Raw genomic sequence first — 13,864 nt, forward strand, 5'->3', positions numbered from 1 at the left:
TTTACAATCAAAAATGTTATCAATCGAACGCCAATGTCAGTGCATGCAATTGCTCATAGAAACATTCACAGTGCCAATCGAGATAAGGGCACTCAAGACTGCCAATATATACAGGCTCGAAACCGATGATTCTGCATTCCTGATAGATTCAGGCATGTCCGATAATTCAATCAAATCCATAGAACAGAACCTTAAGAAGATCGATTTTGTGTTTATCACGCACCTCCACATCGACCACCTTGGGGGCGTCCTCTATCTCCATGAAAAATACGGCATACCGGCATACATGAATCATCTTGATCTCGATCTGATCATGAACGCCAATGAGGATCGCGATGGATACATAAAGAGGCACTCAGAGATCTTCAGGGTCAATGGAGTCCCGCCATCGATGGTTGAGGAGATAATAACCATGCATCCTGTGATACGGTACTTCGATTACTATTCGAAGTTGGATTTCGTTCAAGATTACAGGAAGATAAACGCCTCCGGTATTAAATTCGTAGAGGTGCCTGGCCACAGCCCTGGATCAACCGCGGTCTACATCGAGGATAGCCGCGATCTCTTTGCAGGGGATCATATACTCGACAGGATAACACCCAACATCGCCGTTTATGGAGATGAGGACGATCTTGGAAATTATCTGGAAAGCCTCGAGAAGGTCAGGGCCATGAAGGTGGATCGGATTTTTCCGGGCCATGGAAACGTGATAACAGAACCTAAGATCCGAATCGATGATATAGAGAAGCATCACCATGACAGGATGCGTGCCATCATCGCTGCCCTGAAGTCGCCCAAGACAGCCTACGAGGTTGCAAGGGACATAACCTGGAGCAAGGGCAGGAAGATGGATACGATGAACTTCATGGAGAGGAACTTTGCCATACTGGAAACGGTATCGCACCTCAAGCACATGGATCGCAAGGGCATGGTCAGGCGGATCGAGGAGAATGGAATAATTAAATATTCATACATACAATAATTGCATACCGCATAAATTTTATACATGATTTTCATAATCTGAGCAATGATAAGAATAGATCTAAAACAGGACGAGATGCCAGATCACTGGTACAACATTTTGCCCGATCTCCCGGAGGAACTGCCAACACCCAGGGACGAGACTGGAGAGGCATTCGATACGCTTAAGAAGGCTGTGCCGGCAAAGGTTCTGGAGTACGAGTTTTCCGGCGAGCGCTATCCGAAGATACCTGATGAGATACTCGAGAGGTACATGCAGGTTGGCAGGCCGACCCCGATAATAAGGGCAAAGAAGCTGGAGGAATTGCTTGGAGGAAATCTGAAGATATTCCTGAAGATGGAATCCTACACGTATTCAGGTTCGCACAAGATAAACAGTGCGCTTGCGCATGTCTTCTTTGCGAGGGAGGAGGGCGCAAAATTCGTATCAACGGAAACGGGTGCAGGCCAGTGGGGTTCCGCAGTTGCCCTCGCCTCGGCGCTCTTCCACATGGAATCGCACATTTTCATGGTACGGACTAGTTTCTATGCAAAGCCATACCGCAAATACATGATGTACATGTACGGGGCACACCCCCATCCAAGTCCATCCGAATTCACAGAGTATGGAAGGGAAGTCCTGAAGAGGATGCCGGACACTCCAGGATCGCTTGGTCTAGCCATAAGCGAGGCCATACATTACGCACTTGACAATGGTGGAAAGTACATCGCTGGAAGTGTTATAAATTCGGACATACTTTTCAAAACAATAGCAGGCATGGAGGCAAAGAAGCAGATGGAGATGGCCGGTGAGGATCCGGATTACATAGTCGGTGTCGTTGGCGGTGGTTCGAACTACGCCGCACTTGCCTTCCCGTTCCTGGCCGACGAACTTTCCTCAGGAAAGATCAGGAGGACGTACATAGCCTCTGGATCGAAGGAGGTGCCCAAGATGACGGAGGGCGAATACAGGTATGATTATCCTGACACCGGGAAGGTTCTGCCCTTGCTCAAGATGTACACCATCGGTTACGACTTCATACCTCCGGCAGTTTACGCCGGCGGCCTGCGCTATCACGCAGTTGCCCCAACGCTAAGCCTGCTGATGAACAAGGGCATAGTGTCTGCAAGGGATTACGATCAGGAGGAGGCATTCAAATGGGCAAGGATATTCTCAGAAACGGAGGGTTACATACCTGCTCCAGAAACATCGCATGCACTTCCCATACTGAAGGAAATAGCAGATAAGAACAGAGGCGAGAAGAAGACCGTTCTTGTAAGCTTCTCCGGCCATGGCCTCCTCGATCTTGGCAACTATGCAGAAGCCCTGCATTTCGAATGACATGGATCGAAATCAACAAAGAATATATACCAATTAATACTCATTTTTGATTTTCACCAAAACGACAATTTTTGTAGTTAAATATAAGAATATTTTACAAAATACGTATACGCTGTATACGATAGGGCTATAACATTGTATCTTGTAATGCTAATCGCCAAACTACGTTATTAGCAGAGGCAGAGACAAAACAGTTTTAATATTCCATACTTTTATAGTGTTGGTGAATTCAAAAGATGCTGTCGGTTGAGAAGGAAAAATATCCAAACATAAGGTTCGCCAGTGACTTTGAAATAAGTGAAAATGCTCCATTTAAGAGTGTTGATGAGTTTGTTAATGAAATGGGCCATCTCATAAACGAGGACATGCTTGTTATAAGGGTAACAGAAAGCCTATGCCCAGGCTGTGTTGACGAGGAGAAGTTCGATCAGATGAGGATCCCTGCCATAGTGTATGAAGAGGGTGGCGAGGTCAAGCTCATAAAGGAATGCCCAGAGCACGGCGTTACGGTTGAGAAATACTGGGAAGACTACGAGATGTTCGAGGAGGCAAAGAAGTGGCAGGATCCGGGCGTGAAGATACTGAATCCTAACGTTGCCTATTATGCTTCAAAGATCGTATGCCCGACACACTGCGGTCTCTGCGTCAAACACAAATCCCACACGGGTCTCGGAAATATAGTTGTTACGAACAGGTGTGATCTCTCCTGCTGGTATTGCTTCTTCTACGCAAAGGAGAATGAACCCATTTACGAACCAACGCAGGATCAGATAAGAATGATGCTGCGCCGCATGAAGAATGAGAAGCCTGTAGGGGCAAACGCCGTCCAGATAACCGGCGGAGAGCCAACGATGAGGGACGATATAATCGATATAGTCAGAATAGCCAGGGAAGAGGGCTACGATCATGTCCAGCTCAACACGAACAGTGTCAGGGCTGCCTTCGACCCAGACTTCGTGAGAAGGGTCAGAGAGGCCGGTTCAAACGTCATATACACCAGCTTCGATGGCCCTACACCAAGATCGAATCCGAAGAACTTCTGGGAGATACCTGCTGCCCTGGAGAACTACAAGAAGGCACCGCTCGGTGTCGTCCTTGTTCCGACCGTCATAGGCGGAGTCAACGATATGTATCTGGGCGATATCATAAGGTTTGGGCTTTCGAATATAGACGTGGTCAGGGCAGTCAACTTCCAGCCTGTGAGCCTGGTGGGCAGGATGCCGGACAGGGCAAGGGCCAAGCAGAGGATAACCATACCGGGAGCAATAAAGAAGATCGAACAGCAGACGGATGGCCTCATAGGCAGGGAGGACTTCTTCACCGTGCCGTCTACAGCATCGGTTTCCAATTTCGTGGCTGCGCTAAAGGGCAGGCCAACATACAAGCTATCGATACACTACGCCTGCGGTATGGGAACATACCTGTTCAAGGATGATGAGAAGGTCATACCAGTCACGAGGTTTGTCGATGTGAAGGGAATGTTCGAGTACATCCAGAACCTTGCAGACGAGATAGGAGATTCAACGTTCAAGAGCCTCAGGAAGGTTGAGAGCACTGCAAAGCTGCTGTACAACCTCAAGAAGTTCGTAGACTATGAGAAGGCGCCGAAGGACTTCAAGCTGAAGGACATGGTTTACAACGCATTCACAGAGGGTGATTACCACGGTTTGAAGGCGTTCCACTACAAGTCTATGTTCATAGGCTTCATGCACTTCCAGGACCCGTACACGTACGATGTTGATCGTGTGGAGAGGTGCGATATCCACTATGCGATGCCGGATGGCAGAGTGATACCGTTCTGCGCATTCAACGTCATACCTGAACTCTACAGGGATTCGACTCAGAGAAAGTATTCGATCCCTGCGAAGGTATACGAGGAGAAGACCGGAAGGAGCCTCAAGAAGGAGAAGTATTTCAGGGAGTACAGCCTTGAGGATAAGAAGAGGATCATCGCCTTCTACGAGAGGAGCATAGGCAGGAAGCTCACCGAGGAGGAGATAGGCCAGAAGCTTGAGGATCCTGTCCCTGTGATATCTTCGCAGAACCCAGACATGTGATCTGATCAAAATCAGATCGATATTTTTTGTAATTCTCTATTTATATTTAACCTGGTTTGCTTCTATATATTTCCCTTGCTGTAATAGCTATTCTTTCGTTTGAATTGATATGAATTAAAATTTAAGGATTGCTCTTTATATCACGTTCATGAATGACATACCGGTGATCTTTTGAGTGAAGAGACATCCTTAAAGGGTAAGGAGCTTGGTCTATGGACGCTTGTCGCACTATCAATGGGATCCATATATCCTCTCGCCTTTGCAGTATCCAATGGGGCAGGCGCAGTCGTGTATGCCGGCTTTGCCGCGCCGATAGTGCCGATATTCGCGGCACTAGCCATCCTGCTGGTTTCGGTTCCCGCACTGATGTTCTCCAAACATGTGAGCTTTGCCGGTGGATACTATGGCTTTGCCGAGAAAGGATTCGGCCCTGCCACAGGAAAATATGTTGCGCTTGTTAATCTCTTCTATTATATATTGATGGATGTGGTCTCGGTGGTTGCAGTCTCTTACATACTTTCAACCGCGCTTTCAGCGCTTTATGGATACACTCTTCCTCTGGCACTTTACATAATAATAGCATTGATTTCCACAGTGCTCATGTTCCTGTTCACAGTCTTCGATATAAGGATATCAGGTCTGTCCGTTCTCATAATTGTGGCTGTGCAGATTCTGATCGTGCTTATTTTTTCATTTATAACAATAGCCAGGACGCCATACAACAGTGTGCAGGCGTTCAATATAGCCAGAGCACCGGCGGGAATTACCGGCGTCATGTTTGCCTCGGTTACAGCTGGATTCCTCTTCTTCACAGGGTATGGTGCTCCATTTTACTTTGCCGAGGAGACCAGGACGAGCGAAAGAACAGTGTGGAGATCTATAATAATATCAATAGTGCTGCTGACGGTTGTCAGCGTCATCGTTACATATGCAGAGGTTGCAGCTGTCGGGCTTTCCAATGCATCTTCTCTGGCCACTGACTGGAACCCGGCTGTTGTGGCCTTCGGTAAATATATAGGAAGTATAGGGACGCTTGTATTCATAGTGATAGCGCTGATAGGGCAGATCTGGGCAGGGATCGTTGGCGGAATGAGCGGTGCGAGACTCATATACGCCATGGGGCGTGATAATTTTGTTTTTCCAAGGAGATTTTCAAGAACTCACAGAAAGTACAAAACTCCGGTATATGCCGCAGCATTTGAACTGGCAGTCACCGCTCTTTTAACAATCGTTAGTCCTATAGCCCTCGTGCACGTATACGGATACTCACAGGGCATCTTCTATTCTCTCTTCCTCTTTGGTGCGCTAACAACATTCATGTGGGTCCTTCAGCATCTGATCGCTGATGCCTCATCAGTACCATTCTTTAGAAAACTTTACAGACGGGTGACTGCAAAGGTTGCAACGTATACTCTAGTGCCAACCATCGCTGCAGCGGCTCTCTTCATATATGCAGACATAACATCATACGTGGGCATAGGCCAGCCGTATCTGACTGGCCTTTACGTCATATTCGCGCTCTTGATAGGATCACTGGTCTACGTAATATATCTTCATAGCAAGAATAAGCTGGGCAGTGTACTGCTGAACAGCGAGGAGGTGCAATGATGAAGTTGACGAGTGCAAAATACATCTTCGATTTTTCTGGATCTACGGCGGTGGTTACCGGCGCATTCCAAGGCATAGGAAAGGCAATAGCCGATGCACTGTTGGATGCTGGTGCCGAAGTTTATGGAATAGACAAGGCATTTCCAGATCATGGTGTTGATGAAGGCAGATTCCATGGCCTGCATGGCAGCGTTGATTCCCTGGATGACATCGCAAGTCTAAGAGATCGTGTAGCTGAAACTTCCGGACGGCTTGATTTTCTTGTGAACAATGCGGGTATCTACTTCTATAAGAAAATAGAGGACTCTACGGAGGATGATTATGAAAGGATAACCAGTGTCAACCTGAAGGGTTATTTCCTTATGACCAGGGAGTTCCTCCAGCTTCTCAGAAAATCAGATTACCCATCCATCGTGAACATAGCATCGGTGTCCGGACAGCGGCCTGAGGCAGGTCATCCCCTCTACTCTATGACCAAGGGAGGAATACTTGCACTGACAAGAGCGCTATCTGCCGACCTAGGCATGCTAGGTATCAGGGTAAACAGTGTAAGCCCTGGAAATATTAAGACGCCTATGAACGACGAGGACATACTCGATCAGGCTAGGAAGCGTGGCTTGGATCCAGACGAGGTGGAGAGGCAGTATGCTGCTGAAAGCGTACTTGGAAGACGCGGTGAAGCCGCTGAAGTGGCCTCGGTAGTGCTATTCCTTCTGTCAAAGGGTGCGAGCTATATAAATGGGGCCGATATAGTTGTGGATGGAGGTCTGCTTCTGGTATGATCGACGATGAGAACAGCATACTGACAGATTTTCTGAAATTCGTACGATCCATGCGGGTTGTCAACGGCATAGGTACAATGACATTTCTCGGAGGAAATACGGTATCCGACGAAATAATTGAATCAATGAAATACGTAAGCGACATATTCATCAACATGCAGGATTTTTCTCGGATCGCTGGGGAATATATCGCAAGAAGACTTGGCGTGGAGGCTGCATATATAACCGCTGGAGCTGCAGCCGGAACTGTCTTGGGATTAGCGTCCCTCTTATCCCTGAAAACAGGGGCAAGATACATCAAAGACATCATTGAGGAGGGCAGGAAGATGGTGGTGGCCGTCCAGAGGCCTCACAAGACAGAGTTCAGGGATCTAATATACATGGCAGGTCCTGGCATCATAGAATTTGGAGACGAAGGATACGTATCTGAACAATCGCTTGAAGAAACGATAAAGAAACATGGCAAAAATATACTAGCTGTTTTGCACTATGAATTAGATCCAATGGATGGTGCGCTTCCGCTGGAGTCGGTCATCAGGATAGCCCATTCATACAATGTACCGGTCATAGTGGATGCAGCTGCTGAAATACCACCGAAGGGAAATCTCACAAGGTATCTGAAGATGGGCTCCGATCTTGTACTGTACAGTGGAGGAAAAATGCTGGGCGGGCTGAGCAACTCTGGTCTCATGGTCGGCCGTAAGGACATAATAATGATGGCGCAATCACTTGGGCCATTCAGCGAAGAAAATGGGCCGGACGGAACAAGAGTGTTCATCGGAAGACCCATGAAGATCAGCAAGGAGATAATTGTAGCTACAGTTGCCGCAGTGGAAAGATTCCTTACATTCAACGATGAGGACTGGTTGAGGAAGCAAAGGAGCATGGCGGACAATATCGCCAAGATGATATCGGACATAGACCAGGAGATGACCGTGCGGGTCGTCGATCCGGGATGGAACCATCCAAGACCGGTGGCAATTCCAAGGGTTGAGATAAGCTTTGAAAATGGTATGTCAGCGGATGAAGTATGCTCAAGATTGAAGAACTTCCGCGTTCCCATATACACTTACTCCTTAGACGGCAAACTGTATCTGAACCCTCAATGCCTTAAGGAGGACGACGTGCCCATAATAATAGACGGCCTTTCAAGCATCGTGCGTGCGGAGAAGGGAGAGACGAGATGGAGGAACTGAGGTCTGGATCATCGGTCTGCAGGGTATCACGCAGGGGAGCCTTTGTATCCTCGCTGAGGATCTCGAACATGGAGATACTCAAGAGATCCTCAGACAGATATGCCACGCATGGCGGAATGGCCATTCTCATTCCATACGCTGACATAGTTTCTGATGGTACATATACCTGGCATGGCAGAAGATACCAACTTCCTAGAAATGCTGGATATGAGGGAAACTTTACGGACAGTATACACGGCCTGGTTAAGTCTGCTTATTTTTCTATAATATACAAGGACGTAGATTCGATTCTGCTGAAGTACGCCCTTGAAAGATCGGGATATCCCTCCAGACTAAACATATACGTGAATTATGCTGTCCAACATGATTCTCTGGGCACCGTCATCTCTGTGGAGAATACTGGAAATAACGAAGCACCGCTGGTCTGTGGATCTCATCCGTATTTCCTTTACAGAGATTTCTGGTTCATCAAATTCTCGAACAGCGCAGTGAGGCTTTTCTCTGGCGGCGATCTTTCATTGCGAAAAGATGAAAGTGTGAACTTTCTGACGAAGAAGATTGAGGGCTATTACGATGATTCGTTCTATAGTGATGGCATGATCCTTCTTGTATCTTCGGACAGAATGATTGAGCTGGATCGGAGATCCATGCCTTACTTCGAGGTCTATGATGGGAAATATGCGGAAAGAAGATCCCTTGCAGTAGAACCCATGACCGGTGCGCCCAATGCTTACAATAATAAAATAGGCCTGATCGACCTCAAACCTGGTGAGACATTTCTGTGCGGCTTCGACATCAGGGTTGCATCAATATGATCGGATGCCTTCGTGGTATATATATGATATTTAACCGGATCTATAGATTTAGGAAACATATTTAGCAGGATGCTAAGCATTTAAGTATAGAATTATATTGATCATATATGCCCATTAAATATGAGATGTTGTCTGGAATAAGGCTGGTCAGAGCCAAGATCACATACCTTCACGATAGCTGTACCTTCAATTTCATCAATGAAAACATGAGTGTCAAGCTGTTATGGAGCGTTCCCTACCGGGGAGACCGGATGATAACCTATGAGAGCGTTTACCCGATCCAATCCAAGGATGTTGCAAAATTGATCATAACGAAGGTTCGCAATAACCCAAAGACACTGTCTGTATTCGACCGTTCTATCAACGGTAAAACACTTTTTATAGGATATTTGGAGTACAGCGATAATTCACCATTTTATTTGAGCAACAGAGTTGGAACAATATTCTACGATGAATATACAGGTACTGGCGGGGACGTTATTTCAATGATAACAACGGCAGACAACTTCGATCTTATAAGGGAGGATCTCTCTGTATACGGCAAGATAGTCCATCGGCAGGTTCAGGAAATTGAGGCAGAGTCGATCAACGGCCCGCCCAGGCTCACCGAGATGCAGGAAAAGGTGCTCAGAAACGCCTTTGAGATGGGATTCTTCAACTATCCTAAGGATGTGCATTTGAAGGACATTGCGCAGAAAATCGGGGTATCCGCAGTATCAGTTGATCAGTATTTAAGGGAGGCCCAGCGCAAGCTCATAAGGGCATACCTAAATGGATAATCACATGCGATATGCCATTTCCGGTTAGACGCATGTAACGAAGACAGAGTCCTAGATTTCGATATGCTTCATAGGTCCGATATTATATCTGTCAAAGTGTATAAAGATCCTGCATTATGTTGGTTCGTAGAATTCATAGTGGGGTTCTAGCGCAATGCGCCTTTGTAAAATATTTCTCGATAGAAGCCATGCGAATATCCCCATCATGCTTGTATGATTTTGCATTATCAGAATCTCATCTTTTGCGGCCGATCGATATCTTGCAATCTTCACAGCGTTCGTTTCTCCTCTCTATCTTCTTCCATTATTTGTTCAAGCATACCGCGTTTTGATCTTCAATTCATCGTAACCAGTTAACTATAGCTTGCCAATACATGGTGCGAACAGCATCTCAGCCTTCGGGGTTCTACTGTCATTCATACCGTATAGATCGAAATGCCCGATTGCATGAATCCATGTTATAATCCGCATGGCAAATAATTTTCTTATGGGCATATCTTCGTTGATGAAGCGCATGCGAGCATAACCTCTGCCTTATCCTAAAAGCCTTTAACCAGACGTTTAGGGCTATTCACTTCAATGTTCCACGTGTTCAGCCGTAGACTGTAAAGAACATTGATGCATCAAATTGAAAAGGTTTTGTGCTTAATATGTAACTGATCCTAACATTTTAAGCAAATGATTATATCATGGTTTTCAAATCAATACTTATGAAAAATTCTATTTATCTTATAATCGGTGCAATTATAGTTGTTCTCATAGTGGTCATCGGCTCCATAACGCCATTGATATCACTGCTGAATCCTGAAACGGGAGTACCCAGAAATGCGTCCAATCTGATCATAGGGAATGAGACAATACAGATCCCAGGACTTCAGCACGACGTAACCATAATACAGGATAGATATGGAGTGTACCACATCTATGCACAAGATAATCATGATCTGTTCCTGGCTCTGGGATTCATTCAGGCAAAGAACAGGCTTTTTGAGCTGGAGCTCTTTAAATTGACCGCAATGGGTGAGTTGGCCAACATGCTTGGATCTGGATACTACAATTATGATAGATTTCAGACAATGACCGGTGCGCCTTTGACCGCGCAGAGGGACTGGAATGCCATCGTAAGCAATATGAGTGTGAACAGTACCGATTATCTCACATATCAGGCTGTCACGGCTTATTCGCAAGGCATCAATGATTACATAAATTACTCGGAGTCCCACAATCTGCTACCATTCGAATTCAATCTGCTTGACTATAAGCCTGGATACTGGTCCCCTGTTGATACATTCGCGGTTCAGGAATACATGATACAGACGCTGGAATTCAGCGATGACTCAATTCTTTATTCCCTGCTTTCATACAAGATTGGAAGCCTGGTAAATGATCTCATAACCCCATTTTCGCCCATACCTCAATTCTACTATGGAGGCTATAACGGAACCCCAAATCAATACGTGCTTTCGATGTCAGAAAACACCTATCCTATTAATGCTACCGTTGCATCTCTAGCCGTAAGTATTGCAAAAATGTGGGATCCTCTGCACCTGTTCCCACCGAATCCAACTGATCACAGCAATGAATGGGTTGTTTCTGGAAACAGAACTGCAACAGGAAAGCCAATTCTTGTTGGAGGCCCTGTCTTGGGATTCTCTCTTCCATCGATCTGGTTCCAGGTTCAGCTTGTTGACCCACACTTTGACGTTTATGGTGTGGTTTTGCCTGGAGCGCCGATAATAGTCATAGGATATAACGAACACATTGGCTGGACGTTGACAGATACCCAGGCAATCTCATGGGGAACATTCTTCTTTGTTCAAAATGTGGTGAATGGAACATACCTGTGGAACGGAACATACCAGCCAGTTAAATCATACATTGTAAATGGCTTTAGGGTAAACTGGACAAACCTTGGCCCCATACTGGATCAGAACGGATCTACGGCAATAGTTATGGACTGGCTTGGAAACATGTTCACAAACGATATCGGTGCAATCTTAAACATTATGAATGCAACAAACTGGAAGCAATTCTCCTCGGATCTGGAGATATGGAAGGCACCATATCAGAACTTTGCCTTTGCTGACATCAATGATACGATAGCGGATATATCGCCTGCCTACTATCCAATATTTTCATCTACAAACGCAGTACCCTATAATCCAAACGCGATAATGCCAGGCAACGGCACTCAGTATATAAGCGGATCAATACCGTATTCCATGGTGCCCCACGCCGTCAACCCCAGTGATGGATTCATAGTGAGTTCAAATCAGAGACAGGTGGGCCCAGCATACCCATATTGGTTCGGTGATACGATGACTCCTTCGCCAGGATTCAGGGCTATGCTGGAGGAATCCTACCTTAGGACGCACACGGATCTGACAATCACCGACATGATGAATCTCCAGAGCCACAATTATACGGACTATGAGGCAGTTATGGCCGTTCCATACATGCTGAAATACATGGCCGGATATCAGAATGCAACGGTGGAATCTGCATTATCAATGCTGAGTTCTTGGAACTACAGCATGGACGTCAATTCCAGGGCTGCAAGCGTCTGGTTCTTCACCTACATGTACCTGTTTAATGAGATATTCCATACGTTCTTCAAGGATCACGGCGTATTTCCTGAATACAGGGACATCCTGAACGTGACAGGTATGGGTGGAAGTTTTCCGAACAGCATAGGTATAGCATCCTTCGATCTTGACATGGCCCATATGATCATCAATGACAGCGCGTATCCTTTCTCAAATCAGAGCATGACGAACCTTACAGCATCAGCGATGATAAAGGCTATGGATTACCTTGAGAGCGAGTATCCGAGCGGAAACTATACGTGGGGTCACTTTTATGGATTCGTATTTCCTAGTCTCCTTGGTATAAGCCAGCTTAGCGTTGGGCCGCTGCCGAGAGGTGGAGACTACAACACACCGAACGATGCGTCTGGCGTTGGCCCGTATAACTGGCCCAGCGGCGGGCAGAGCTTCACGATGATACTCAATTTTGCAAATCTATCAGATTCGTACGGCGTTTATCCAGGTGGCCAGAGCGAGAATCCAGCCAGCCCTCTCTACTCAAATTACATCAATTACTGGATTAACGGCGAATACCTACCGCTGATCTTCTATCCGTCTGCCTCATCATTTCCATCTAAAAGTATAATGGATACAACGACTCTCGAGGTGATTCAATGAAAAACTTATATTCTGCTCTGATCGTGCTGGTCATCAGCCTTGCTCTCACGTTGTTGTTCCTGTATTCAGGATTTTGGTATGGTGTTATCATTGCAGGCCTGTTATCTACAGCCTTTGTGAGTATGAGACCAATTTACTCCATTGCATTGTCCACGGTAGTCTCCATGGCTGCCTTCATTATCTTCGAAATTCCTCTGCTAATGGCCGGTCTGCTTCGATTGATGTATTATGTGGGGGCGATAGCAGGAATTAATGGTTCTTTATTGGTGATACTGGCCATACTACTGGACGGAGTGATGGCCCTTGGCGGATCCTTTGTAGGGGTATTCATAAACAGATCCATCGTCCGCAGGAAAACTGGCAGATACAATTCCGAAGTAAAAATTTAATAGCGATGGTCTTAAAACGGAAAAATCATATAATTAATTTTACAATAATTTTCTTCCGAGTTCGGTGAGCTTGAACACATATGGTATATTGGATCTCCCAGTACCTTTTCTAACCACTATATTGAGAGTCTCCATGTGCTTCAATCTTCTTGACATAGCCGACCTGGAAAGATTGAAGATCTTAGACAGTTCGGTTATGGTCTTTTCTCCTTCTCCAAGTTCAGAGATGAGTTCGAAGTATCTTTTCTGATATATCTTTATCCTCTTCAATTTCTTGATATCAGTGACGATAACCTTTTTCTCCTCTTTATCAAACGCAACCAAGAGGGCATCCTTTATGAAGGCATGCACCGCAAGGGCAGAAAGCATGATGCCGTGTCCGGATCCTACGTTGACCCATTTTGGAGTGCCTTCTAGTTCGCATATTTTTTCAAGGATAAGATACACCTCAAAAAAGTTCGAAACATCATCCACTGTTATTATTTCTAGGTTCAGATCCATCTCCTTCAGGCAGCTCTCAAGTTCGCCGTAATAGTCCGGTCTTTTTCTTCTGGATGATGTGATCAAGAATATCTTGTTCACCTTTGGCGCCCCTCCCGTTAAGAGATCAACCAGTACTTCGGCTTCGTCCAAAATCGACAGTGCGTATGATCCTATCATCATCTTTTAATATCTGCGAAAATAATAATTTCATCTTATGTTGCAAAAAATATAGTAAAAAATTGCACATAAA

The 13,864-nt window shown here is 45.8% G+C and carries 11 protein-coding genes; 10 read left to right on the forward strand and 1 reads right to left on the reverse strand.

The features are described from left to right. Positions 1-43 precede the first annotated feature (43 nt). The 10 genes from TA_RS03445 (at position 44) to TA_RS03490 (ending at position 13,131) form a co-directional block, all read left to right on the forward strand. Positions 44-982, forward strand: coding sequence for an MBL fold metallo-hydrolase (locus tag TA_RS03445; protein WP_156778487.1), 939 nt, complete (start codon positions 44-46; stop codon positions 980-982). 45 nt (positions 983-1,027) lie between these two features. Next, positions 1,028-2,302 carry a TrpB-like pyridoxal phosphate-dependent enzyme gene (locus tag TA_RS03450; protein WP_010901091.1) on the forward strand — a complete coding sequence of 425 codons (1,275 nt, stop codon included), beginning with the start codon at positions 1,028-1,030 and terminating at the stop codon, positions 2,300-2,302. Positions 2,303-2,643: 341 nt separating this feature from the next. After that, positions 2,644-4,359, forward strand: coding sequence for a tetraether lipid synthase Tes (tes, locus tag TA_RS03455; protein ID WP_010901092.1), 1,716 nt, complete (start codon positions 2,644-2,646; stop codon positions 4,357-4,359). 171 nt (positions 4,360-4,530) lie between these two features. Next, positions 4,531-5,967, forward strand: coding sequence for an APC family permease (locus tag TA_RS03460; RefSeq protein ID WP_241761896.1), 1,437 nt, complete (start codon positions 4,531-4,533; stop codon positions 5,965-5,967). After that, the gene (locus TA_RS03465; protein WP_241761897.1) at positions 5,964-6,749 is read left to right on the forward strand and encodes an SDR family NAD(P)-dependent oxidoreductase; all 786 of its coding nucleotides are present in this window, start codon (positions 5,964-5,966) and stop codon (positions 6,747-6,749) included. Before TA_RS03460 ends, TA_RS03465 begins: the two co-directional genes overlap by 4 nt. Next, positions 6,746-7,945, forward strand: coding sequence for an aminotransferase class V-fold PLP-dependent enzyme (locus TA_RS07870; RefSeq protein WP_010901095.1), 1,200 nt, complete (start codon positions 6,746-6,748; stop codon positions 7,943-7,945). Before TA_RS03465 ends, TA_RS07870 begins: the two co-directional genes overlap by 4 nt. Next, positions 7,933-8,760: an aldose 1-epimerase gene (locus TA_RS03475; RefSeq protein WP_010901096.1), complete on the forward strand. Its 828-nt coding sequence runs from the start codon at positions 7,933-7,935 to the stop codon at positions 8,758-8,760. Before TA_RS07870 ends, TA_RS03475 begins: the two co-directional genes overlap by 13 nt. A 125-nt stretch (positions 8,761-8,885) precedes the next feature. Then, positions 8,886-9,539 carry a helix-turn-helix domain-containing protein gene (locus tag TA_RS03480; protein WP_048161703.1) on the forward strand — a complete coding sequence of 218 codons (654 nt, stop codon included), beginning with the start codon at positions 8,886-8,888 and terminating at the stop codon, positions 9,537-9,539. A 710-nt stretch (positions 9,540-10,249) separates the two neighbouring features. Next, complete coding sequence (locus TA_RS03485) at positions 10,250-12,742, forward strand: penicillin acylase family protein (RefSeq protein ID WP_162053241.1); 2,493 nt, start codon at positions 10,250-10,252, stop codon at positions 12,740-12,742. Next, positions 12,739-13,131, forward strand: a complete 393-nt coding sequence (locus TA_RS03490) for a hypothetical protein (protein WP_048161708.1) — start codon at positions 12,739-12,741, stop codon at positions 13,129-13,131. The genes TA_RS03485 and TA_RS03490 overlap by 4 nt, the downstream gene beginning before the upstream one ends. 39 nt (positions 13,132-13,170) lie before the next feature. On the opposite strand, the gene TA_RS03495 is transcribed toward TA_RS03490, so the two are convergent. Then, positions 13,171-13,794: a MarR family transcriptional regulator gene (locus TA_RS03495; RefSeq protein ID WP_048161710.1), complete on the reverse strand. Its 624-nt coding sequence runs from the start codon at positions 13,792-13,794 to the stop codon at positions 13,171-13,173. Positions 13,795-13,864 lie beyond the last annotated feature (70 nt).

Source organism: Thermoplasma acidophilum DSM 1728 (assembly GCF_000195915.1).
GTDB lineage: Archaea > Thermoplasmatota > Thermoplasmata > Thermoplasmatales > Thermoplasmataceae > Thermoplasma > Thermoplasma acidophilum.